Below are 23,791 nucleotides of genomic sequence, written 5' to 3'. Positions count from 1 at the left end.
GGGCAGGAATATGAAATATCAACCCGTCGTCGATATTCGCTCATTAACACTTAGCACTGAAAATGACGCGAGTGACCGCAATCAAACAAACGCAAACTCGAGCACAAGCGCGGATACAACAGCCCATACAACAGCTCATACAACAGCTCATACAAGGGCAAAGAAAACCAAGCAGGCAACAGCGAGCGCAGTGTCATCTAATCGCCCTTATATTCGTTGGCTGATATTTGTTATGGCCTTGGCGTTTATCGGCAATAGTTTTTACATCCATGCCAAGGCGTATGCCGCACAATATTTACTGCAAAAAGCATGGCAGAAAAGTGATACAGAAAACCAGCATAAACCGTGGCCTTGGTTTGATTCATTGCCAATCGCCAAGTTGATTTTGCCAAGCTTGCAGGTTGAACATATCGTCTTGGCTGGGGATTCCGGGCAGGAATTGGCTTTTGCACCTGGTTTACATGGTCAAGCGGCTAAACCTGGTGAGGCGGGTACGGTTGTGATAAGCGCCCATCGAGATACCCACTTTAATGCCTTACAGCACCTGAACCCGTCGGAACCTGTGCTTTTACAAGACTTAGCCGGAGATAAATACGCCTATCAAATTACCGATATTCGCATCGTTGATATTGAGCACCAGCAACTTTACTTAGGCGATCATGATGGCTTGTTATTAATAACCTGCTATCCATTTGATAGCACCGATGCAAATACGTCATTGCGCTATGTTATCGAGGCTGAACCTGTGCAGGGTAGCGTTGCATCGCAACAGCAGTTGGCTTGGAACCGTTTTGACCAACGTATTCGTAGCCAACCGCGGCACTTTTAAGATGAGGTATAGGAAGTTGTCGTTAAGGCTCTGTTGACTACAGAGCCTTGGCTGCTGAGCCTTAACTACAGGGCCTTAACTAAAGGACCTTAACTACAGGGCCTAAACTAAAGCGCCTTAACTAACAGCTTGGCGAAATCGATGGCGTTGAGTTCTAAGCCAACTTGATCGAGACGCCAGTTCATGCCAATACCGACATTGTCTTCATTAAGATCGCCAACCCATTCTTCAAGAAATTGCTCAAGCGAAATTTCGCCTACTTGATAATCCTGCCATTGTTCGACACAAAAGCTTTTTGCTTGTTCAGCATCCGCCCATAAAGGCATTACATCGTTGAAGTCCTGATCCGAGTCACATACGACCCAATCACCCTCACTGGTTGTTAAGGCATAAAGACGTTGTTCTTCGTTAATGGTATCTAAGTAGGTATCCAGGTCTTGTTCAGTCATGGTTGTCCAGATCGTTATTTGCTATGGTTACCCATATTGTAATAAAAAACTTAAACAATTACTTTAGAGCTATGTTATTAATGCAAAAGTTTTCTCGTAATGGTGGCAATTCACTAGGCTTGATGGTGCTGTTGTTTATGCTGATTTTATTATCGAGTGCTTGCCAGCCAACACAACCTATACAACAAGCACAACCCGCGCTGTTGTGTACGCCAAGCTGGTATCAGCAGGTCGATAAAATCATCAGCAGCGGTGATGGCCAAGGCCATGGCCCAGATGTCGGCTCGGATGAATGGATGTCTGTGGTTGAATTTAAACTGGGGATTCGCGGTAAGCAAGGCATTCCGGCGCGCGGTAGTGAAAAATGGTGTGCCTACATCGATGAACTACTTAGCCAGTGAGATAACCAACCATAGCGTGAGTGATATCCATAACTTTAATGACTAAAGCGTTTATGACTAAAGCGTTTATGACTAAAGCCTTAATGACGAAAGCGTTAATGACGAAAGCGTTAATGACGATAGCCCCAATAATAATGGTCGATAATAATTTGATATGAAAAGATTTCAATTACAACAAAAGCTGTTTTCCCTTGCCGAAAACTTCAAGGTAACCGATGAAAATGAGCAAGTCGCTTACCAAGTTAGCGGTAAGCTTTTCTCGATTGGCAAACGTTTTACCTTGTTTGATGCGCAAGGTCGAGAATTAGCTCAGATTAAGCAAAAGCTAATGGCATTTCGGCCAACATTTTTTATCACTTTCAATGACGGACTAAACATACGCGTGAGAAAGATGTTCACACCGCTGTTTAAGTCACGTTTTGTCGCCGACTTTGATGATCGAGAAGTGACTATCATGGGCAATTTCCTCAGCCACGAATATCAATTTACGGAGCAGCAGCAAAAGCAAGAGCAGCAATTGGCGCAAGTCAGTAAAAGTTGGTTTTCGATGACGGATTGTTATGGTCTTGAAGTAGAAAACGATGACTTTAGCGCTATCGCCCTGGCTATTGTGATTGTTATCGATGCGATTCATCACACCGGCGATGATGGTTAACAATTGCGCGATTGATTCAGCGTCCCTTGTAATTTGCCTGGTATACCCACATTTTATAGATAAGAGTTAATTTAACGAGAACACATATGACACAAGCAACCGTTGCTCTGACCCCAGAGAATTTTCAGCAAGTGGTGTTAGAAGAATCACAAAAAAAATTGGTATTAGTCGACTTTTTTGCCGAACAGATGCCAGAGAGTATTGAGCTAAGAGATATGTTAGCTCGCAAGTTAACGGGTTTTGAACAATTTATTACGTTGGCTACCGTTGATTGTGCAACTCAACAAGCGATTGCGCAACAGTTTGGTATTCAGTCTTTACCTACGGCGGTTATGGTAAAGCAAGGCCAACCAGTCGATGGTATTGCCGGTGCTCAGACAGAACAACAACTTGATGAGTTTCTTGCCAAGTTTTTACCTAAGCCAGAAGATACATTATTGGCAAATGGCTTGCAGGCACTTGAACAAGGACAAATAGGCGAGGCGTTATCGGCCTTGACCCAAGCCAAAGCGTTGGATGACAAGCGTGCGGATATTACTAAAGCGTTCGCTGATGTTTCTATTCAAGTCGGTAAGCTAGAACAAGCCAAAGCATTGCTTGAAAGTGTTCTAATGGTTGATCAAGATTCTTACTATCAATCATTGATGTCAAAACTTGAATTGGCTGAAAAAGCCGGAAATTCACCGGAAATTCAAGCACTGGAGAAAAAGGTGCTGGAGCAACCTGATAACGTCGAGATAAAGCGTGAATTGGCGGTACAATATTCTCAAGTGAATCGCCAAGAAGAAGCATTGCAATTGCTTTATAGCTTGTTACTCGGGGACTCAAGTGATGCTGACAGTAAAAAATTAATGCTCGATGTTATCGCCGGACTCGCTGAAGGCGACAAATTGGCGACAACCTATCGTCGCAAACTCTTTGCGATGATGTACTAGCGGTTTATCGACGCGGCAGATTTAGCGCGTATATTACAAACCCTCTGCCGTTATGGTTAGAGGGTTTTTTATGGTCGCGCTTTATATAAATGCTTATATTAACAGCTTAAATTAACAGCTTAAATTAACAGCTTGTTGTATCAACTTAAGGTTTTAGTTTGTCACTAAACAGGTGCGCAAATTTTTGTAACTTAGGGGCGATAATTATCTGGCAGTAAGGCTGATATGGGTTGTTATCAAAATAGCTTTGATGTGCATTCTCAGCTGGGTAAAACGTTTGTAATGGTTCGATAGTGGTAACAATGCTGCTGTTTAAAACCCCATTGTTATCGAGTTCTTTAATCATCTTTTCCGCCATTACCTGTTGCTCGTTATCAATAGGGAATATAGCAGAGCGATATTGACTACCAACATCGTTACCTTGGCGATTGAGTTGTGTTGGATCATGAACGGTAAAAAATACCTGCAATAACTCTGCAAAACCTATGATGCTAGGGTCATAGGCTACTTCTACGACTTCCGCGTGGCCAGAACGACCAGAGCAAATGTCACGATAACTTGGGTTGGCTACGTGCCCACCCATGTATCCGGAGATGGCATGATGTACACCTTTAAGTCGAATCAAAGGTGCTTCAATACAGCAAAAGCAACCGCCCGCAAGATAGGCTTTCGATAAAACCGTGGTCATTTGTGTCTCTTAAATTAATGCTGTTATATTAATCATACGATGAAACCTTTATATTAGCGCATTCATTTTGCGTTTAACTCTTTGGACTATATGAATCAACAAGCTTTACTCGACGCGATTAATACGACAATGCCGTTTGGCAAGTACGCAGGTCGTAAACTTTTGTTATTACCTGAGCCTTATTTGGTTTGGTTTAACGGTAAAGGTTTTCCTAACGGCAAACTTGGCCAACAATTGGCGCTTATTCATGAAGTTAAAGTTAACGGCTTAGAGTCGATGTTAATGCCATTGCTTAAAGATTAATCTATATCGGTACTTTTGTAGATATTTTTAGATGTAAAACCATCTTTTTAATAGTTTTTTATGATGTATCTTGGCGCACTGAGGTTAAAAGTCTTGTTTTAAACATTTCACCCTATCAATTTAACGTGATGTTTTTATTACAGATAAATGACGTTTTTAAGGCTTTAGTGCAATTAAAACGGGTGAATAATCAATAAATATCAACAAAAAATCATAAATTATTGTAATCAATGGCAACAATTTTCGTCTCTTTGATTACATAAAAGGGCTTGCGTCGGAGTTTTAAATACGTCTATATTAGATATGTCGACGCAGTAATTTCGACCACTTCCAAGCGGTGTCCCTGTAACCGCTGATCTTCAAATAATAGAGGAATCATTTATGAAAAGACAGAAGCGTGATCGTCTAGAACGAGCTCATTCTAATGGCTACCAGGCAGGTCTTGCCGGGAAACAAAGAGATAATTGTCCTTACCAAACGGAAGAAGCAAAAATGCAATGGCTAGGCGGCTGGCGTGAAGCGATTAACGATCGAAATTTGGGATTATTCAAGTAAAACTAAGGTAACGAATTCAAATAAAAATGCCCTCAATTGAGGGCATTTTTATTTGTCTGTCGACAAGGATTTATAAATGCCTTATCGCCGAGGCTTTAAATTGAATATAAACCTCTGAACCAATCTGCAAATTCAACTTTTCGACCGAGTAGCGGGAAATGTTTACCGCAAATCGGTTGCTCAATACGTCGACATAAACCAGCGCAAGGTTGCGACTCAAGCGACGAATTTCACTAATGTTACCGGCAATAATATTGTTAATTGAACTGTTCTCAGATTTTTCTAACGTAATCGAGATGTCACTTGCCATGACATAGGCGCGGGTAAAGCTGCCTAATGGCTGATTGATAACGTTACTAAATAGATTGATGTGCTGTTTTCGGCCCTGTTGATCATGGCTGTTGTCATCAATCAATGCCAACTGTGTTAAACCAAAGTTTATTAAATGCTGCTGAACTTTAAGTGACAACGATGTTTGCTGGCTAAATGATGAGGCAATTGATTGATCAAGTTGATTAATAACGTGATGCACATGGCCCATTTGAATCACTTTGCCTTGTTCCATGACCAACACGTCATCCGCCAATTGTTGGATCTCAGCAACGCTATGACTGACATATAGCATGGGTAGAGACAATTGCTGGTGGATGTCTTTTAACAGGGTGATCATTTCCCCACGACTCTTGTTATCGAGCGAGCTTAACGGTTCATCTAAAAGCAAGAGTTTAGGGGCACTCAACAGAGCTCTGGCTAAGGCAACACGTTGCTTCTCTCCGGCAGACAGTTTATCGACACTGCGTGATAACAAGGCGTCGATTTTGGTCAGTTTACTGATTGTAGCCAGCGATAAGCCTTTATTTCGGCTGCGCTTTAATGCAAATGCCAGGTTTTGTTCGACATTTAGATGTGGAAACAGGCGGGCGTCTTGAAACACAAAGCCAATCTGTCTTTTGTCGGCGGCGATAAATGTCGAGTCATCTTGCATGACTTGATCAGAAAAAGTTATCTGCCCATCTGCGTCATTATTAAGGCCCGAGATTATGCGTAATAAGCTGGTTTTACCGGATCCAGAATGACCTAAAATACCGGTTATGCCATCAACCTTGATGTGCTGGGCAAAATCGAGCTTAAAGCCTGGATAGCTGAGCGATATATCAATAGCTAACATTAGTTGGCCACCTTAATCTTGCGTTCAGCACGGTAATTTAACAGGTAGATAAACGCCAGCAATAGCAGTGAACCAACTAATAACCCGCCGGCTAAATAATGCGCCGTCTGGTAATTCATCGCTTCGACCTGATCAAATAGGGCGATGGATAAAACCCGCGTTTCGCCTTCAATATTGCCACCTATCATTAACACCACACCAAATTCTCCGATTGTATGGGCGAAACCGAGGCTAGCAGCGGTGATAAAGGTTGCTTTGGTCATTGGCACGACAATATTAAAAAACCTGTCTAAAGGGCCTGCACCGAGCATAGTGGCCGCTTCAATATGAGTATCACCTAACTGTTCAAAAGCTTTTTGTAATGGTTGCACCACAAACGGCAGAGAATAAATGATTGAGCCAATGACAATACCGGTAAAAGAAAATGCCAATGACGAGCCCGTAAGGGATTGTAAAAACGAACCTGTGGCGTAATTAGGCGAAAATAGTAAGAGTAGATAAAAGCCTAACACCGTTGGTGGTAAGACTAATGGTAGGGCGACTAAGGCTTCCAGTATCACCTTAAAGCGTGACTGCATTTGTGCCAGCCACCATGCCAATGGCGTACCAATAATCACCAATATAATGGTGGTTATTGCTGCCAATTTTAGGGTTGTGGCTAGGGCTAGCCATTCATTGTAATAATCCAAACCAAGCTCGACCTTTTATTGTGTTTTTTTTGTTTGTGTTGCTGGTTTTGTGCCGTTATTCGGTGGTAACGAATCAGCTTGATCGCTAACAGGTACAGCATCGGTGGCCTTGTCAGCAGTTAAATAACCAAAATCGGCAATAATTTTCTGACCTTGTTCTGACAGCACATATTGATAAAACTTACGCGCCAATTCGAGGTTAGCGGCATTTTTTAATACTACTACCTGTTGTTCTAACGGCGTATGCAGGCTGTTATCAATCAATACGCCATTTCCTTGCGTCGATGTGAGCAGCTGCGAGTAAGAGATAAATCCGTAGTCGACGGCGCCTGTCAGTGTCTGCTGATAGGTTTGATTAATGTTGTTGCCCGTTATTAACTGTTGATGAAAGTATCGCCATAAATTTCGCTTAACCAGCACTTGTTTGGCGGCATTACCATAGGGGGCAAGATGGGGCGCCGCCATGGCGATTCGGCCTTTGTAATCTTGTAAATCGGCTAAACTAATAGGCCCTTTTTGGGTATTGGACCAAAGCGCTATTTGGCCTATTGCGTATGTTTTTCGATGATGCTCTTCAATCAGGCCTTGCTGCTCTAATAATTGCGGGCGACGAATGTCCGCAGCGAAAAATATATCAAACGGTGCACCATGGCGCAGCTGTTGATACAGCACGCCAGTCGATGCGACAGAGATCATTGGTCGATGTGGATGTTGTTTGGCAAATTCGGCCAACAATGCTTCTACGGGTTTGGCAAAATTGGCGGAGCTCGCCACTCTGAGTGTGTCGTTGTTGAAAGCGATACTGTGGGTACTAGCAAAGGTTGCGATACACAATAACAATAACCTAATGGTTACCATTTATTAGCCTCTTGATTATCTGAATGTTTGGCACTTACCCAGCGTTCACCGCGGGATGTGTTTTCTTTTTTCCAGAATGGCGCGTTTACTTTGAGATAATCCATTATAAATTCGTTGCCTTGGTAGGCATCTTTTCGGTGTTTGCTGGTGACGCCAACAAAAACAATTTTGTCACCTACCGCTAAGTCGCCAACGCGATGAATGATGGTAATGCGACCTAGCTGCCAACGCTGGCACGCTTGCTCGGCTATGTGCTGCAAACATTGTTCTGTCATGCCTGGATAATGCTCCAAGGTCAATTGACTGATTTGTTCGCCGTCATTGTTGTTGCGGACTCGACCGACAAAAGTAACCAGTGCGCCATCGCTCTGGTTATGCGCCTCTAAAATATCAACTTCTGAGGCAAAATCAAAGTCTTGTTGTTGCACTTTAATAATGATATTAGCCATACTAGCCACCCGTGACCGGTGGAAAGAAAGCCAAAGTATCACCGCTATTTATGACCAGACTGTCGTCATTAACCATTACCTGATTAACCGCTTGCATTAAATTACGGTCATTAAATACTTTCTGCCAAGCCTCGCCACGTTGCGCCAATTGTTGCTTTATTTGCTGCAAGGTTTGTTGTTCATCGCCTAGCTCGAGTTGCAGTTGTGGGCAATCCAATGATTCTCTTACTGCGGCAAAAAATAACACATCAATGATCATCATCTTCTCCTACGGCTGAGCTTGCCAATGGCCGGTTTTGCCGCCTTGCTTTTCCAAAACCCGAGTGCCATCGATCACCATCGCGGGATCAACCGCTTTACACATATCGAATAAGGTCAGAGCAGCAACACTGGCAGCGGTAAGTGCTTCCATTTCTACGCCTGTTTGGCCACTTAGGCGGCACATGGTTTCGATCCGTACTTGATTGGTTTCAGGCAGAATTTGAAAATCCACTTGTACTTTGGACAACATCAAAGGGTGGCATAAAGGGATCAAATCACTGCATTTCTTTGCCGCTTGAATACCGGCAATTCGAGCGACAGCAAACACATCGCCTTTGCGGTGCTCACCTTTACTGATCAGTTGTAACGTTTGTTCGCTCATACTGATATACGCTTCTGCTCGCGCTTCACGCGCACTGATAGGCTTAGCACTAACATCGACCATGTTGGCTTCGCCTTGCTGATTTAAATGACTTAGCTCTGCCATGGTTAACCTCGCGTTTGACAGGCATCAGACAAATTTAAATGCGGTGCAAAATTACAAGGTTTATGCTCTGCATCCAATTGTTCCGCTATGATTTTGTCCCATGCGGTTTTACATGCGTTGGTTGAGCCTGGTACACAAAAAATGACGGTTTTATTAGCCATGCCAGCAAAGGCTCTTGATTGAATGGTCGAGGTGCCAATTTCTTTATATGAGATATAGCGAAACAGCTCGCCAAAGCCTTCAACGGCTTTATCAAATAACACACTTATCGCTTCGGGGGTATTGTCTCGTTGACTAAAACCTGTGCCACCTGTTGAGATAATAACGTGGATATTATCATCGGCTATCCAGTTCGAAACGGCGGCTCTTAGTTGATATACATCATCTTTGACGATGGTTTTAGCGGCCAATGTGTGACCGGCGCGCTCTAACCTGTCGACTAGGGCTTTGCCCGAGGTGTCGGTTTGTTCATTGCGGGTATCTGATACCGTTAAAACGGCAATGTTAAGTGCTGTAAATTGTTCGCTCGCATGAGAAGACATACGCTTTGTCCTTGTTCTTGTTTTATTCTATTGGCCTAGAAAAGGCGGATTTACCAAGCATTTTTTTTGCCTGCTCAAACTCTTGTGGCGTATTGGTGTTAAACAATAGTTTGCCATCTTGTAGAGCGATAGATTGACTGCTGGCTTTTGAAAATGCTTGTCTTAATGAGGGCGCTTTACTGTTCGCTTTAAACTGGCCATGGGCAAAGCTATCATTGAGAAAGTCAATAAATGGTGCACTAACGGGAATGTACGCCGGTAGTGCGCTTTCATTGAAATAACTGATCTTGTTGGCCAATGCACCTTTAATTCGTAGTTGTTGCAAATGCTTGGCGTCCATCATTGGCATATCAACGGGCAAGACCAATATGCTTGCTGGTCGATAGGTGTTGATGATCGAATAAATGCCGCCAAGCGGGCCGGCGTTGCTGATCAAATCAGGCGCTCCGCCGCTGTTTGCGCCGGATACCACGACTTTGTCGACGCCGCATTGTTGTAATAGATTAACACTGCGTTGTTTTAGCGTACTATCTTCAAGGTTTAATAAGGCTTTATTTTGCCCCATGCGCTGTGATTGACCGCCAGCAAGGACGACACCAAGGCATTCGTATTGAAATTCCATGCTATTAAACTTCCATCCTAATTTACTCGCTTTTGCTACTAACCGCCCAGCATAGACAGATGCTTGGTCGCACCGGTCAAACCGTCATGCAGTAAGTGACTTATTTTTTTATCCTGCAAGAGTGCTACTAAGTTTTGTTCAAATTCACGGGTGTCATCAGTTTGTAGGTATTGACGAATAGGTAACCCTTGTTCGCTAAATAAACATAAATGTAAATTACCTAAGCTGGACACGCGAAGTCGGTTACAGGTTGCACAAAAGTCTTTGTCATATGGCATGATAAGGCCGATTGAGCCTTGATAATCACTGTGTTGATACACTTCCGCAGGGCCTGCTGTTTTAGCACGGACTTGCGGTATCCACCCATTGACTAACAGTTGATTTTTGATGTGCTGACCACTGACATGTTGGGCATTATAAAAATCGCGGTTATCGCCGGTTTGCATTAATTCGATAAAACGTAAGCTGATTGGCTTGTCTTTAACATAACGAAAAAACTGCTGTAAATCGTGACCATTATACTCGCGCATTAAAACGGTATTGATTTTTATTTGTTGAAAGCCATCGCACAAGGCGTTATCAATGGCTGACATAATACTGTCGAGCTTATCTTTGCCCGTAATCGCGGCGAATTGGCGTGGGTCAAATGAATCAATAGAAACATTCAGGGCATCTAGGCCAGCATCCATCCAATGTCGATATTGGCTTTGCATATTAAAGCCATTGGTGGTCAACGCCACAGTATTAATACCGGATGTTTGTTTACACAGCTCTATTGCTTGCGGTAAATCTTTGCGCAACGCCGGTTCACCGCCGGTTATGCGGATTTTTTCTGTGCCTAAACGGGCAAAGCCACGAGCGACTCGAGAGATTTCATCAAGGGTCAGGAATTGGCGATCATGCTCACACTGATAACCATCAGGCAAACAATATTCGCAACGAAAGTTGCATACATCGGTTATGGATAGCCTCAGATAATAAAATCTGCGGCCAAATACGTCTTTTAACATTTCACCTTTCCAAAGTCGGGAGGCCAATCGGTTTCCCTTTTGACCCTGGCAGCGAAAACATAACGAAATATCATGCTTGGCTACGGCCAGACACCCATACCTGATAGTCAGGGTTAGCGTGCAAGGCTCGGCGTGTTTGTATTACATGTGTCACTTAAGGTTAACACCAAATCGCAAAATACACCAAATTATGATGCACAAAAATGCCTTGTGAAACGATAAGTTAGCTTATAAAAAACGGCCAATTAAAAATTCATTGGCCGTATTAATTTGAGTCTTGTAACTAAGTACGGATCAATTATTGGCTGAGTTTTGATTCAGTTGCGACTAATAAGCGGCACTCAACATCAACCAAAGTTTGGTGGTGTCCGTTGATAAGTCATCGGCATTATATTGTGCCGCTTTAACCAACACTGAATAGTGCTTATTAATGCCATATGAGGCTGTGAAATTAATTTCATCGCCGTATTCGTCATTGCCTGAATCAGCTTCAAGAATGTGGTAACCGGCAGCCAAACCAAAACCTGCAAACTTGGTCGACGCCTTGATATAAGTATCTACTACACCATCAGCGGGGGTATTCAAGAACTTATCGGTAAAACCTTGAAACGCGTGTAATGTCGCTAATGGTGTACTAAAGCCAACGCCATTGTCGCTGCCTAACGATTCTTGACCTAGGGTGACGGTAAAGCTGCCAAGTTTGGCAGCCACTTGTGCGAGATAATAATCCGCTTCATAGTTGTTTGGATTGTCACCTTCATCTTCTTGGGTTGCCGCAGCAAACTTTAACATCAAGCCAAGGCCACCGATATCGACTTGCCCTTGATACAAAGCACCTATGGTGTTGCTTGACGCTGTTGCAGCGTTGTCAAAATCAAGGTAGTAGTTGTACCCCGTAATGCTATGTTTTTTATTGAAATTGAACTTAGCATTAAGTAAGTAGATATCGCCATGGTAATCGGAATTGGCACTATCTTCGCCAAATATTCGGTTTACGTTGTACACATAACTGCCATCAAGTTTTAAGCGTTTAAAAGGGCTGAATTGTACTCGGTAACCGTCGAAGGTTTGTTCATTTTGACGCCAAGCAACACCACCAACAAAACGTTGATCATCAAGTACGATACGCTGACGGCCACCACTGACGGTAAGTATTTTATTACTGTATTGCACAAAGGCTTGATTGATTTCACTGCCGTCTGGATCGGCGACGACAGGGTAGTCGGTTTTGCCATTGACGGTTGAGTTAAACGCGTCATCGCCAATGTTGGTGACATCATCTACTTCGACTTTGGCCGAAAAGTTGGCAAATTTACCTGTGGTCACGGTGAGCCTACTTTTTAACGTAGATGCAAGCGCATCCTCATCTTTGCCGTCTTCATCGACCGACTCGACTCGATATCTTAAGTTTACATCAACTTTACTGTCTTTAACGGCTTTGCTGATTTTGTCGCCTAAATCAGCATTGGCATAAAAACTAGTGCTAAGGCCAAGTACAGCGGCACTCAGTGGTAAAAGCTTTTGATATTTCATAAGCAGTTTCCTCGGACTATTGGGCTTATTAATTTGCAATAAATCGTTATTATTTGTTTTGTCGCTGTTGATTCTATTGCATCGCACACTAAGTTTAGTTGATTCTGATCAATGAGTAGCAACATTAATGTAACACCTGATTAACAAAGGGGTTGTAATGTTGCTAATCTTCAATAGAGTAGATAACAGAAGATATAAACGCGTTTTATAAAGGTTGTAGATATAAATGAGTGATTCATGTGCGGTTCCAGGACTACTGGAATTTGAACAAGCAAAAAACATGTTGCTTGATATTGTTAAGCCCGTCATTGAGATTGAAGACATCGCAATAGAGCAAGCAGCAAGTCGAGTGATGGCTAAGCCGGTGTTGGCGACTATGGCTGTACCGCCTCACAATAATTCAGCCATGGATGGTTATGCCTTCGTTTGGCACATGGATTTAAACAGCGCCGTAGAGCTTGATGTTGTCGGCCACTCTTTTGCCGGCGAGCCATTCAATGGGGATGTCGGCTTTGGCCAATGTGTACGTATAATGACCGGCGGTAAAATGCCTGCCGATTGCGATACTGTGGTGATGCAAGAGCATACGCAGCACGATAATGGCAAACTGCGCATAGATACGTTACCAGCGAAAGGGCGTAACGTACGCCTAGCTGGTGAGGACATAGCCCATGGCAGTCAAATATTCGACTCTGGACATTGCTTAGGCCCTGCAGATATTGGCTTATTAGCGTCAATTGGTGTTGCCAGTGTGAGCGTGTATCGTCCGCTAAAGGTGGCGTTAATCGCCACGGGCGATGAGCTAAAAACACCCGGTAGTGAGCTCAAAGATGGCGATATTTATGAAACCAATCGGTTTGTCCTAAAAGCAATGCTAAACAAATTAGCGGTCGAGGTGATTGATTTTGGCATCGTCCCCGATGATAAAGACGCCTTGCGCCAAGCCTTTTTACAGGCTGATCAGATGGCCGATATCGTAATTTCAAGCGGTGGCGTGTCCGTTGGTGAAGCAGATTACACCAAAGATATATTAGCAGAACTCGGACAGATAGATTTTTGGAAAATCGCCATGAAACCAGGTAAACCATTAGCGTTTGGACGCTTATCTGACAGTGTCTTTTTTGGTTTGCCGGGCAATCCCGTATCGGCGACGATTACCTTGTATCAACTCGCTTTGGCTGGCATTGAAAAAATGCAAGGTAAGCCACAACGTCAACGTGCTAAGTTTTTAGCCACCTGTTTACATGATCTAAAAAAGTCACCAGGTCGCATGGAATTTCAGCGGGCTGTTTGGATGGTAAACGATGATGGCGACATTGTTGTTGACAGCACCGGCTCACAAGGCTCGGGCATATTATCAAGTATTTCCAACGCCAATTGTTTCATTATTTTAGCGCGCCAACAAGGGCGGATAAGTGCGGGTGAAAAGGTTTGGGTAGAGCCATTCGATTCCTTGTTAAGCTGCTGATATTGCAAGTTTTTCATAATTTGCCAAACTTAAGGTTAATATACTGGCTTAGGCATTGATAACGATTCACCATAAGCAACCAAAACAACCAATGCTGAGCCTAAACGAGAAGAGAAAACAATATGATGAAATATCTAATTACCAGCGTCTTTTTATTGTTAATGATAACCCCTGTTACGCAAACGCAAGCGCAAGAGCAAGAACAACAACTTGATGAAAAGTTAACTTTGTTTGGCAAATATCTTGGTAACTGGGAGGCGGTATTTGAATCTGTAGATGGCAAACCCAGTGTGGTTGATGTTGCTCATTGGGAGCGAGCATTAAATGGCAAAGCGATTCGTACCTTGCACTCCATTAATGATGGCGTGTATGGCGGTGAGTCATTGATATTTTGGGATAAAGAAAAGCAAAAGGTGGTATTTTATTACTTCACCACCGCTGATTTTTATACTCAGGGCTACATTGAAATCGTCAGTGATAACAGTTTTATTGCTTATGAGGACGTAACGGGTAATGATGACGGTATTACCAAAGTACGTTCAACCAGTGTGCTTGAAAAGGATAAATTAACGGTCAGTACCGCATATTTTAAAAATGATGAATGGACACCTTCTGAATCGAGAAGTTATACCCGTTCTAACAAGAAAGTCATTTTTAAGTGATAGGCTGGTCTTTGGTTGCCTAGTTAAGCCGCTAACGTTGTTAAACGAGCAGTTAAAGCGACACTAGCAAAGCAGCACAAGAAAGCGGCATAAACAAGTATATAAAGCAGACATAAAAAAACGCCAGAGCATCTCTGGCGTTTTGCGTTTTATCAAACATTGACTGTTACGTCATAGGCTCTTGCTTTTTGTACCTGAGCTTTATGTATCTATGGTTTATGTATCTAAGCTATATGTATCTAGGTTTTATATACATTAGCCTTATAGCTGGATACTAAACCACATGATCAATAAAGTCGGTACTAAAACCCTTCGACACCTTGCATGTCAGGCAGCTCGTGAGCAATGCCTTTATGACAATCAATACAGGTTTTCTCGCCGCTAGCTAACGAGGTCGAATGTTGGTCAGACGCTCGGCTACTTTGTGCGGTAAAGTCCATATAATCAAAGTTGTGACAGTTTCGACATTCCAATGAATCATTGGCTTTGAGTCGAGCCCACTCATGTTCGGCAAGTTCTCGCCGCTTCGCAAGAAACTTTTCACGGGTACTTATGGTACCGAAAATCTTACCCCAAACCTCTTTAGATGCTTGCATTTTTCGGGCAATTTTATCTGTCCAGTTATGCGGCACATGGCAATCGGGACACGTTGCCCGAACACCGGAGCGATTGGTAAAATGAATGGTCGGTTTCAGTTCTTGGTAGACATTGTCACTCATCTCATGGCAACCAGTACAGAATTCCTCTGTATTGGTGACTTCTAACGCGGTATTAAAACCACCCCAGAATATGATGCCAGCAACAAACCCACCGATTACTAAAGTACCTAGACTGTAATGCACACTCGGACGCTTGAGAGTGTGCCAAATACGCATAATAGTATCTTTCATAGCACATCCTTAGTCATTTGTGTCGCCGTCTTTTTTACTACTTTCTAATTGTTTTGCCTGTATCAGTTTGTTCATATCAACAAACTGGTTTTCTACCAGCGCTTTTGTGTCGTATTGAACCACGTGGCATTGATTACAGAAATAACGTCTTGGTGATATTTCTGCAAGAAAATTGCCGTCTCTGTCCATGTAGTGGGTTACGCTTACCATAGGCGCTTGTGAATCTTCTGTCCTGTTTCTTGAATGACAGGACATACACTTATTGACGTTAAGATCGACTTGATAGTTGTCAATTTTGTGCGGTATTAATGGCGGTTGCATCGGATAGGCACGACTGCGTCTGACATCATCGTTGTTAACCTTTGGAATAATCTCAGGCTTTTGTTGAGTGTCAAGAGCGGTTGCGTCTCGCAACGTTGCTATTTCATTGGCGGTTGCAAATAAGGCCAAAAAAGCCAATACGCAGCCTAAGCCGGTGAACGTGAGTTTTGAACGTTTCATACTGCCTCCTTAAGCCTTCTCGATGCGAACAGCGCATTTTTTAAAGTCGGTTTCTTTTGACATTGGGTCGGTGGCATCCAAGGTAACCTTGTTGACCAAACGACTTGCATCAAACCACGGCATGAATACCAAACCAACTGGCGGTTTATTACGACCTCGGGTTTCAACTCGGGTTTGCACTTCACCACGTCGAGACACGATTTTTACCAAGTCGCCACGACGGAACCCGCGTTTTTGCGCATCTTCTGGATGCATATACACCACGGCATCTGGTACCGCTTTATACAGTTCAGGAACACGTTGGGTCATCGAGCCTGAATGCCAATGCTCAAGCACTCGTCCAGTTGATAACCATAAATCAAATTCACCATCAGGTACTTCCGCTGGTGGCTCGTACGGTAGGGCGAAGATAATGGCTTTGCCGTCTTTGTGACCATAAAATTGGAAGTCAGTACCCGCTTCAACGTATGGGTCACTGCCTTCTTTGAAACGCCACAACGTCTCTTTGCCGTTAACCACAGGCCAACGCAAACCGCGCTCCTCATGGTATCGTTCAAATGGTGCTAAATCATGAGCCTTACCACGGCCAAATGACGCATACTCTTCAAACAAGCCTTTTTGCAGGTAGAAGCCAAAGTAACGTGCTTCGTCATTAAGTCGGTCATCAGGGATCTCATCCAGTTTAAACTTATCCACTTGACCATTAGCAAACAATACGTCAAATAGCGTTTTACCTTTCACCTCAGGTTGCTTGGCAATCAAATCTGCCGGCCATACCTCTTCCACTTTAAAGCGTTTGGAAAACTCGACCAGCTGCCATAAGTCAGAGTGGGCACCTTCAGGTGGTGGTACTTGTTGATACCACAATTGGGTACGGCGCTCGGCATTACCATAGCCACCTTCTTTTTCTACCCACATTGCCGTTGGTAGTATCAAATCCGCTGCTTGCGCAGTTACCGTTGGGTAGGGGTCTGACACCACAATAAAGTTGTCTGGGTTACGATAGCCAGGGTAACCTTCCTCATTCATGTTCGCTGCCGCTTGCATGTTGTTGTTTACCTGAACCCAATAAAAGTTGGTTTTACCATCTTTAAGCATACGGTTTTGCAATACCGCATGATAACCCAGTTCAGGGTTGATGGTGCCCGGAGGCAGTTTCCAAAGTTTCTCGGCTTTTTTACGATGATCAGGGTTATTTACAACCATATCTGCTGGCAATCGATGCGCGAAGGTACCAACTTCACGTGCCGTACCACACGCCGATGGTTGGCCGGTCAGTGAAAACGGGCTATTACCCGGAGTGGAAATCTTACCGGTTAACAAATGGATGTTGTAAACCAAGTTATTTGCCCAAACACCACGGGTATGTTGATTGAAGCCCATAGTCCAAAACGAAGTAACCTTGGTATTTGGATCAGCATACATCTCAGCTAATTCTTTTAACTTGTCGACAGAGACACCTGATAGCTTCGATACATACTCGGCGGTATACTTGCTAACGAACTTAGCATATTCGTCAAACGTAATTGGTTTTGAGCCACCAGCTTTTGTGGCATTTTTGGCTTTTTTCTCTAGCGGATGCTCTGGACGTAAGCCATAACCGATATCCGCATTACCAATTTTAAAATTGGTATGTTTATTAACAAAGTCTTTGTTTACGCGATCGGTTTCAATAATGTAATGGGCGATATAGTTAAGAATCGCTAAGTCAGTTTGTGGAACAAACACCATGCCATTATCTGCAAGTTCAAAGCTGCGATGCTCAAAAGTAGACAGTACAGCGACTTTAACATGCGGTGCACTTAAACGACGGTCGGTCACTCGAGTCCAAAGGATAGGGTGCATTTCCGCCATATTTGAGCCCCACAGAACGAAGGCATCGGCGTTTTCAATATCATCATAACAACCCATCGGCTCATCAATACCAAAGGTACGCATAAAGCCAACAACCGCAGATGCCATACAGTGACGGGCATTCGGGTCAATGTTGTTGGAGCGGAAACCTGCCTTATACAATTTTGCAGCGGCGTAACCTTCCATAATGGTCCACTGTCCGGAGCCGAACATACCGACACCGTTCTCGCCATTTTTCTTCAGCGCTGCTTTGGCTTTTTCCGCCATAATATCGAAGGCTTGATCCCATTCGATAGGGGTAAAATCACCATTTTTGTCGTACTTGCCATTTTTCATTCTCAGCAATGGCTGAGTCAAACGGTCTTTGCCGTACATGATTTTAGACAGGAAGTAACCTTTCACACAGTTAAGGCCTTTATTCACCGGCGATTTAATATCACCATGAGTCGCAACGACCTTACCGTCCATAGTGGCGACGTTGACACTACAACCCGTGCCACAGAAACGACAAGGCGCTTTGTCCCACTTTAACTTGGTTAAGTCTGAACTGGTGATTAAATTAGAGGCACTGGCTGGAACCGCGATACCGGCCGTAGCAGCAGCAACGGCTACCGCATTTGCTTTAATAAATTCACGACGATTGAGTTTCATGGTCGCTCCCTATTCTTCAATATACTGATGGTAAACTGGCGCTAGGGTAAGCATACCCGGTGCCAGTTTGAGTTGATCGGCGCGTTGCCCTATCACACCTTGATTATCGGCCTCAAGGGTAAAAACCACTTTGCCTTGTTCATTACTTGCATGAATTTCGGCGCCGGGTGTGTCGGCAATGGATTGCATTGCTGCGTCTTTTTGCGAGACGTCAATTTGACTGATAAAGCTCGCAATATGGTATTCTTGTGTCTCACTCATCACTTACCTCCGAGACCGCGATTAACTCCAGCGACTGGCTGGGGCATGCATTAACACACGCACCACAACTGGTGCACTGAGATTGATTGATGCTGGGTGTCGGTATAGAGCTTTTATAGTGAAACTCCATCGCTCTGGTGTCGCAGACATCCTTACAGCTTTGACAATAGATCTGGTTATTAGCCAGGCAATTGTCTTTTATATTGAGATGAGCAGACCAAGCCTGCTCATCGGTACTTCTAAATAGTGGTTGCTCACAGACGTCAACACACTTTTCACAAAAGGTGCATTCACCTATATTGAAATCAACCGATACGAAACCATCGTCACTTTTTACAAGAATGTTTTCCGGGCACGCGGAAAGACAGTCGCCGCACTGAGTGCAACCATCAAGAAAGACTTTTTCATTAATAACCCAGGGCAGTCGGAGTTTAGGTTGTTTAATCCATTGCCGGCCACGCAAAAAATTGCGCCGCGAAACATCGGCAACGCGACTTGGTTGTGTCATCTAGCTTACCCCTGGAGGACCAAAAATTATTTGGCTTATCCAAATCGCAAAACCCAAGCCACCAACGATGGCGACAGATAAAATCGGTGCTAGAAAAACCGCTAAAAAGATAAAGGTATTACGCTCATCTTTCTTCTGATTTTCAATATCGATATGTTCAGTCATAGCGCTGCTCAGTTGTTTGAATTGTTAAGCAATTGTAAACAGTTATCTGATTTAAATGTAAACAAGTTGCTTAAAACTTGATCTTGATCATCTAATTAGTTTAGTTCACCGAAAAAAGTTAGCCACTTATGGGCCAATAAAATATGAAAAATTCTAAATGCTCTGTGGGTTTGCTAGAATGCAAAATATTCTTTATTTGATAATGGCTTAGGATTATCACTGTGCAACGATATATCGCCGAAAAAATAATAAATCTAAAAGCCAGCGAACAGCGTGGTGTATTGATTTGTGTCGGTGAGCAGGTTTGGTTGCAACAAACGTTGGCGATTGTTGATGACTTAGTCAACTCCGAACAGGTTTTACGTTTTAATTTAAACGCGCCTGAAAATGACAGCCAAAACACTAAGCAAAACAACAAACAAAACCAAAAACAAAATAACAATGCGGACAGTAAAAACTATCGCCATCAACTGGGGCGAGAGTATGGCTATTTATGGTTTAACGGTGGCGGCATAAGCGCTTGCCAAGATATGTGCAATACAGATCCGTCATTAACGACACCGTTTCATGTTGATGCGTTTGCTGCGTTATCAGGAACCTTAGTTAAAGGCGCGTTGAGCGTTGTCTTTTTGTCTGCTGAACAAGTCAGTAATAGCTTGTTTTTAAAAAGAATGCTGGCTATTTCGGCAAGGTTTTCTGATATCGACGTGATTGCACAGCATCAAACCCTAGATATCGATAAACTGCGGGCTAATTGTCATCCTACACCTGCGTCTAACACCCCCAAAACAACGCCGGTTAAGTTGCCCTTTGATTGTAAAACCGAAGAGCAAGTCGACGCCGTCAATGCCATTGAACAGGTACTGCTTGGACATCGAGATAGGCCGTTAGTGATCAGCGCCGATCGCGGTCGCGGTAAATCCACCGCGTTAGCCATCGCCGCTGCCAAGATATTGACCAAGGGCGATAAACACATTGTTGTAACCGCACCTCACCCAGACAGTTTGCAAATATTTTATCAACAGCTTAAGCAGCATTTACCTGATGCACGGCAAAAGCAACACGGCATTGAATATGGTGATAGCCGCATTGAATTTATTCCCGTCGATGTGTTGCTCAAGCAAAAAGTGTCCGCCGCAATGGTGTTAGTGGATGAGGCTGCAGGGATCCCGGTGCCTCTACTTGTGCAGCTACTGGCGGATTATCATCGTATCGTGTTTGCTTCAACCATACATGGTTATGAAGGCGCGGGTAGGGGATTCAGTCAAAAATTTATGGCGCTATTGAGACAACAAAAACCGCAACATCGTCATTTGCATATGCAACAACCGATTCGTTGGCGTGACGACGACATGTTGGAAAGGTTCAGCTTTGATAGCTTTCTATTGGCGGCAACATTGCCAGAGGTAGCAGACGATTTTACTGAATTAACTTACCACCAATATCAAGCCAAACAGTTGTATCAAGATGATGAGCTGTTGAGTCAGATATTCTCTTTGTTGGTTTGCGCACACTATCAAACCAAACCCAGCGATTTAAAGCTTTTGCTTGATGATGAACACGTTCATTTATTGGTGGTAAAAGCCGATAATCTGGTGTGTGGTGTTAGTTTGATGTTGGCTGAAGGCGAGCTCGATGATGCACTAATTAGGCAAATCAAACTAGGCAAGCGTCGACCTAAGGGGCATTTATTACCGCAATCTTTGTTGGCGCATGGCGGTTTCGAACAAGCATTCAAATACCGTTATTTACGCATTGTTCGCATTGCGGTGCTGCCGCGTTGGCAAAATCGAGGTATTGGCGCGGATCTGCTGGGCAAATGCCTTGATTACAGCCGCAACCAAAGCTTTGATTTTTTATGTTCAAGTTTTGGCGTCAATGCGCCATTGCTTAAGTTTTGGCAAAACGCTGGTTTTTCCATGGCTCGCTTGGGCTTTAGTCGAGACAAAGCCAGTGGTGAACATTCGGCCATGGTTCTGCAAGCATTGAATAAGCGTAGCGAGGAATTTGCTGCACAAATTAGCAGCGAGTTTTATATAAACTTTTACTATTATTTGGCAGAAGAGTTTAGCGCTTTAGCAAGCGAGCTGACATCGCAAATTTTGGCCAACAAGCGACCCCATTCCTCTGTTGATATATCGCCGAGTCGTGATAATCAAATCGTCGCTAAATTTGTCGATGGTGCTATGGTTTATTCTAGTTGCGCCGCCAGTTTGTCGCGTTGGTTAAAGGCTAATTTTGCTGATATCCAGAGCGATAAAATCACTGTAATTAGTGACCAAGACAAAGCATTGTTGGTGGGTAAGCTCTGGCAACGGCGCAGTTTCTCAGATATTGCCGAACAAATAGGACTTACTGGTAAAAAAGCCGCATACAAACAGCTGCAACAGGCGATACGTAGCTTGTACTTACACGTTGATTCTCTCGATGAGTCAGCGCCAGACGAGATGATAACGAGAAAACGACATGAAGATGAGTTGTAATGGCGAAACATAACATACTGACGGTAAATAATCTGGTTAAACACTACGGTCAGGTCAAAGCGGTCGATGGCATTAATTTTAACGTTGAACAAGGCATGTGCTTTGGTTTACTTGGCCCAAATGGCGCCGGAAAAACCACCACCATTGAAATTATGGAAGGTATATTGACCGCAGATTCTGGCGATGTGGTGATTAACAGTGATAGCGATAAACCGTTTAATGAGCTTATTGGTATTCAGTTTCAACATACAGCGTTACAGGATTTTTTAACGGTCCGTGAAACATTAAATTTGTTTGCCAGTTTTTATGAACAGCACTTAGCCATTGAAGAGCTATTAGAGCTCTGTCAGCTCAATGAGTTTATCGACAGAGACAGTCGCTTACTGTCTGGTGGTCAACGGCAACGCTTGTTATTGGCGCTAGCACTGATTAATGATCCAAAGATAGTCTTTCTTGATGAACCAACAACCGGTCTAGATCCGCATTCAAGACGGCAGTTTTGGCAGCTAATAAAACGCATTAAAGGGCAAGGTAAAACGGTGATTTTAACCACCCACTACATGGATGAGGCTGAGCAATTATGCGATCAAATAGCGATTATGGATCAAGGTAAAATCATAGAGCAAGGGGCACCGCAAGCGCTGCTTGATAGGCACTTCCAACAAGTGTTTATGTACTTGCCTTTAGATAATGTCAGCACTCAAATTATCGACGTAAATCAGTGGCAGATTCGCGATAATCGGGTTGAGATAAAGTCCACCGACGTTGAACAAACCGTATCACAATTGTTGGCTTTAGCTATCCCGCTTACGGGCTTGCACATAAAGTCGGCCAACCTCGATGATTTATTTTTAAAACTCACCGGCCATAGCCTTGGAGGCGAATATGATTAAGTGGTCAAGGCTGTGGGCAGTTTTCAAAGCCCGTAATTTGGAGTTTTTTCGCGACCGGTCGTCGTTGGCTTGGAACATTGCTTTTCCGGTGTTGTTACTGGTGATTTTTTCTATCGCTTTTTCTGGTGATGGCCGCGCGGTATACAAGGTTGGTGTCATGGCCAAAGCTGAATCGAGCCACCCATTTTTACAGACCCGATTTATTGATTTTATCGATTATCAACACATTGATAAAGCGATGATCAAACTCGATCAACACGAAATAGACTTGATTGTTGATGATGCGGGTAAAGCCTATTGGGTTAACGAAAATTCACCCAAGAGCTATATGGTGGAAAAGATATTTCTTGCCGACAGCTTAGATTATCAACGCCAGGTTACCCGTGGTGAGCCAATTCGTTATATCGACTGGGTGTTGCCGGGGATTTTTGCCATGAACATGATGTTTTCTTGTTTGTTTGGTGTTGGTTATGTCATTGTTCGCTATCGAAAAAATTCCGTACTTAAGCGATTAAAGGCAACGCCATTATCGGCGCTTGAGTTTGTCGGCGCGCAACTGTTGTCGCGATTATTTATCGTGTTGTTTATGGCAGCGGTGGTTTACATCGGTTGTAACTGGATTTTCGATTTTATCATGCTTGGCAGTTACCTCGACTTATTTTTAATCGCTGTTATTGGCGCGGTAAGCCTTATTAGTATGGGCTTGTTGATCGCAACGCGCAGTAAATCCGAGGAGTTGGTTGGCGGCTTGTTAAACATGGCGACTTGGCCAATGATGCTATTATCCGGGGTGTGGTTTTCTTTAGAAGGCGCCCCTGGTTGGGTTAAAACCATTGCCGATATTTTACCATTGACGCATTTAGTGGGTGCCGGCCGACGTATTATTACCGAAGGTGCAACACTTAATGATGTCAGCTATTCGATTATCTGGTTGTTAAGCTTCACCCTGATTTGCTTGTTATTGAGCTCGCGCTTATTTAGTTGGGATGCGGATAGATAAACACCGGTCACGACGGATAAA

At 43.6% G+C, this 23,791-nt stretch carries 29 protein-coding genes and 1 riboswitch; of the genes, 11 read left to right on the top strand and 18 right to left on the bottom strand.

All coding sequences use genetic code 11. The annotated features are described in order from the left end of the window. Positions 1-10 precede the first annotated feature (10 nt). Complete coding sequence (locus tag E2K93_RS04230; RefSeq protein WP_135437899.1) at positions 11-829, top strand: class GN sortase; 819 nt, start codon at positions 11-13, stop codon at positions 827-829. A gap of 107 nt (positions 830-936) precedes the next feature. Here E2K93_RS04230 and E2K93_RS04225 read toward each other — a convergent pair whose 3' ends face one another. Beyond that, complete coding sequence (locus E2K93_RS04225; RefSeq protein ID WP_135437898.1) at positions 937-1,278, bottom strand: DUF2750 domain-containing protein; 342 nt, start codon at positions 1,276-1,278, stop codon at positions 937-939. 80 nt (positions 1,279-1,358) lie between these two features. Here E2K93_RS04225 and E2K93_RS04220 point away from each other — a divergent pair, with 80 nt between their 5' ends. The 3 genes from E2K93_RS04220 to E2K93_RS04210 all read left to right on the top strand — a co-directional run bounded on the left by E2K93_RS04220 (position 1,359) and on the right by E2K93_RS04210 (position 3,269). Beyond that, complete coding sequence (locus E2K93_RS04220) at positions 1,359-1,679, top strand: hypothetical protein (protein ID WP_135437897.1); 321 nt, start codon at positions 1,359-1,361, stop codon at positions 1,677-1,679. Positions 1,680-1,833: 154 nt separating this feature from the next. Continuing rightward, a complete protein-coding gene (locus E2K93_RS04215; protein ID WP_135437896.1) occupies positions 1,834-2,334 on the top strand; it encodes an LURP-one-related/scramblase family protein in 501 nt (166 codons plus the stop codon). Positions 2,335-2,420: 86 nt separating this feature from the next. Beyond that, complete coding sequence (locus tag E2K93_RS04210) at positions 2,421-3,269, top strand: tetratricopeptide repeat protein (protein WP_135437895.1); 849 nt, start codon at positions 2,421-2,423, stop codon at positions 3,267-3,269. 145 nt (positions 3,270-3,414) lie between these two features. Here the strand turns inward: E2K93_RS04210 and msrA are convergent, their stop codons facing one another. After that, positions 3,415-3,957: a peptide-methionine (S)-S-oxide reductase MsrA gene (gene msrA, locus E2K93_RS04205; protein ID WP_135437894.1), complete on the bottom strand. Its 543-nt coding sequence runs from the start codon at positions 3,955-3,957 to the stop codon at positions 3,415-3,417. Positions 3,958-4,047: 90 nt separating this feature from the next. Here msrA and E2K93_RS04200 point away from each other — a divergent pair, with 90 nt between their 5' ends. Together E2K93_RS04200 and rmf are read left to right on the top strand one after the other, a co-directional pair. After that, on the top strand, positions 4,048-4,260 hold the full coding sequence (locus tag E2K93_RS04200) for a DUF3820 family protein (protein ID WP_135437893.1): 213 nt from the start codon (positions 4,048-4,050) through the stop codon (positions 4,258-4,260). A 381-nt stretch (positions 4,261-4,641) separates the two neighbouring features. Beyond that, on the top strand, positions 4,642-4,815 hold the full coding sequence (gene rmf / locus E2K93_RS04195; protein WP_135437892.1) for a ribosome modulation factor: 174 nt from the start codon (positions 4,642-4,644) through the stop codon (positions 4,813-4,815). Positions 4,816-4,885: 70 nt separating this feature from the next. Here rmf and modC read toward each other — a convergent pair whose 3' ends face one another. The 10 genes from modC to E2K93_RS04145 form a co-directional block, all read right to left on the bottom strand. Then, positions 4,886-5,983 carry a molybdenum ABC transporter ATP-binding protein gene (modC, locus tag E2K93_RS04190; RefSeq protein WP_135437891.1) on the bottom strand — a complete coding sequence of 366 codons (1,098 nt, stop codon included), beginning with the start codon at positions 5,981-5,983 and terminating at the stop codon, positions 4,886-4,888. Continuing rightward, positions 5,983-6,672, bottom strand: coding sequence for a molybdate ABC transporter permease subunit (modB, locus tag E2K93_RS04185; RefSeq protein WP_135437890.1), 690 nt, complete (start codon positions 6,670-6,672; stop codon positions 5,983-5,985). The genes modC and modB overlap by 1 nt, the downstream gene beginning before the upstream one ends. Positions 6,673-6,687: 15 nt before the next feature. Next, positions 6,688-7,530 carry a molybdate ABC transporter substrate-binding protein gene (modA, locus tag E2K93_RS04180; protein ID WP_135437889.1) on the bottom strand — a complete coding sequence of 281 codons (843 nt, stop codon included), beginning with the start codon at positions 7,528-7,530 and terminating at the stop codon, positions 6,688-6,690. After that, positions 7,524-7,979 carry a molybdopterin synthase catalytic subunit MoaE gene (gene moaE / locus E2K93_RS04175; protein WP_135437888.1) on the bottom strand — a complete coding sequence of 152 codons (456 nt, stop codon included), beginning with the start codon at positions 7,977-7,979 and terminating at the stop codon, positions 7,524-7,526. The genes modA and moaE overlap by 7 nt, the downstream gene beginning before the upstream one ends. A 1-nt stretch (position 7,980) precedes the next feature. Further along, a complete protein-coding gene (gene moaD, locus E2K93_RS04170; RefSeq protein ID WP_228445492.1) occupies positions 7,981-8,241 on the bottom strand; it encodes a molybdopterin converting factor subunit 1 in 261 nt (86 codons plus the stop codon). Between the two features lie 6 nt (positions 8,242-8,247). Beyond that, positions 8,248-8,727 carry a cyclic pyranopterin monophosphate synthase MoaC gene (gene moaC, locus E2K93_RS04165; protein ID WP_135437887.1) on the bottom strand — a complete coding sequence of 160 codons (480 nt, stop codon included), beginning with the start codon at positions 8,725-8,727 and terminating at the stop codon, positions 8,248-8,250. A 2-nt stretch (positions 8,728-8,729) separates the two neighbouring features. After that, positions 8,730-9,269 carry a molybdenum cofactor biosynthesis protein B gene (gene moaB, locus E2K93_RS04160; RefSeq protein ID WP_135437886.1) on the bottom strand — a complete coding sequence of 180 codons (540 nt, stop codon included), beginning with the start codon at positions 9,267-9,269 and terminating at the stop codon, positions 8,730-8,732. Between the two features lie 22 nt (positions 9,270-9,291). Further along, positions 9,292-9,891, bottom strand: coding sequence for a molybdenum cofactor guanylyltransferase (gene mobA, locus E2K93_RS04155; protein ID WP_135437885.1), 600 nt, complete (start codon positions 9,889-9,891; stop codon positions 9,292-9,294). Positions 9,892-9,929: 38 nt separating this feature from the next. After that, positions 9,930-10,901, bottom strand: coding sequence for a GTP 3',8-cyclase MoaA (moaA, locus tag E2K93_RS04150; protein ID WP_135437884.1), 972 nt, complete (start codon positions 10,899-10,901; stop codon positions 9,930-9,932). Further along, a riboswitch (molybdenum cofactor riboswitch) is annotated at positions 10,888-11,046 on the bottom strand. Its footprint overlaps the gene before it by 14 nt. Positions 11,047-11,228: 182 nt before the next feature. After that, a complete protein-coding gene (locus E2K93_RS04145) occupies positions 11,229-12,434 on the bottom strand; it encodes an alginate export family protein (protein WP_135437883.1) in 1,206 nt (401 codons plus the stop codon). Between the two features lie 226 nt (positions 12,435-12,660). Between E2K93_RS04145 and glp the strand changes: the two genes are divergently transcribed. Beyond that, positions 12,661-13,902, top strand: coding sequence for a gephyrin-like molybdotransferase Glp (gene glp, locus E2K93_RS04140; protein ID WP_135437882.1), 1,242 nt, complete (start codon positions 12,661-12,663; stop codon positions 13,900-13,902). Between the two features lie 125 nt (positions 13,903-14,027). Then, positions 14,028-14,564, top strand: a complete 537-nt coding sequence (locus tag E2K93_RS04135; RefSeq protein ID WP_135440398.1) for a hypothetical protein — start codon at positions 14,028-14,030, stop codon at positions 14,562-14,564. 302 nt (positions 14,565-14,866) lie between these two features. On the opposite strand, the gene E2K93_RS04130 is transcribed toward E2K93_RS04135, so the two are convergent. From E2K93_RS04130 to napE, 6 genes are read right to left on the bottom strand one after another with little or no spacing between them, the layout of a single operon-like run. Further along, positions 14,867-15,454: a cytochrome c3 family protein gene (locus E2K93_RS04130; protein ID WP_135437881.1), complete on the bottom strand. Its 588-nt coding sequence runs from the start codon at positions 15,452-15,454 to the stop codon at positions 14,867-14,869. 9 nt (positions 15,455-15,463) lie between these two features. Continuing rightward, positions 15,464-15,955 (bottom strand): nitrate reductase cytochrome c-type subunit, encoded by a 492-nt coding sequence (locus E2K93_RS04125; protein ID WP_135437880.1) that lies wholly within the window; start codon positions 15,953-15,955, stop codon positions 15,464-15,466. A 9-nt stretch (positions 15,956-15,964) separates the two neighbouring features. After that, on the bottom strand, positions 15,965-18,460 hold the full coding sequence (napA, locus tag E2K93_RS04120; RefSeq protein WP_135437879.1) for a nitrate reductase catalytic subunit NapA: 2,496 nt from the start codon (positions 18,458-18,460) through the stop codon (positions 15,965-15,967). A 9-nt stretch (positions 18,461-18,469) separates the two neighbouring features. Then, positions 18,470-18,721 (bottom strand): chaperone NapD, encoded by a 252-nt coding sequence (locus E2K93_RS04115; RefSeq protein WP_135437878.1) that lies wholly within the window; start codon positions 18,719-18,721, stop codon positions 18,470-18,472. Further along, positions 18,714-19,229 carry a ferredoxin-type protein NapF gene (gene napF / locus E2K93_RS04110; RefSeq protein ID WP_135437877.1) on the bottom strand — a complete coding sequence of 172 codons (516 nt, stop codon included), beginning with the start codon at positions 19,227-19,229 and terminating at the stop codon, positions 18,714-18,716. Before napF ends, E2K93_RS04115 begins: the two co-directional genes overlap by 8 nt. Next, positions 19,230-19,394 carry a periplasmic nitrate reductase, NapE protein gene (gene napE / locus E2K93_RS04105; RefSeq protein WP_135437876.1) on the bottom strand — a complete coding sequence of 55 codons (165 nt, stop codon included), beginning with the start codon at positions 19,392-19,394 and terminating at the stop codon, positions 19,230-19,232. It lies immediately after the preceding gene. A gap of 221 nt (positions 19,395-19,615) precedes the next feature. On the opposite strand from napE, the gene E2K93_RS04100 reads away from it, so the two are divergent. The 3 genes from E2K93_RS04100 to E2K93_RS04090 are packed head-to-tail and all read left to right on the top strand — an operon-like array spanning position 19,616 to position 23,770. Next, positions 19,616-21,877 carry a GNAT family N-acetyltransferase gene (locus E2K93_RS04100; protein WP_135437875.1) on the top strand — a complete coding sequence of 754 codons (2,262 nt, stop codon included), beginning with the start codon at positions 19,616-19,618 and terminating at the stop codon, positions 21,875-21,877. Then, positions 21,877-22,770 carry an ABC transporter ATP-binding protein gene (locus E2K93_RS04095; protein ID WP_135437874.1) on the top strand — a complete coding sequence of 298 codons (894 nt, stop codon included), beginning with the start codon at positions 21,877-21,879 and terminating at the stop codon, positions 22,768-22,770. Before E2K93_RS04100 ends, E2K93_RS04095 begins: the two co-directional genes overlap by 1 nt. Further along, entirely contained in the window at positions 22,763-23,770 is a 1,008-nt protein-coding gene (locus E2K93_RS04090; RefSeq protein ID WP_135437873.1) for an ABC transporter permease, read from the top strand. Before E2K93_RS04095 ends, E2K93_RS04090 begins: the two co-directional genes overlap by 8 nt. Positions 23,771-23,791: the final 21 nt, after the last annotated feature.

Origin of the sequence: Thalassotalea sp. HSM 43 (genome assembly GCF_004752005.1) — a bacterium.
In the GTDB taxonomy this organism is placed as follows: Bacteria; Pseudomonadota; Gammaproteobacteria; order Enterobacterales; family Alteromonadaceae; genus Thalassotalea_A.
The sequence above is the reverse complement of the archived record's forward strand: the minus strand, read 5'-3'. Positions and strand labels throughout refer to the sequence as shown.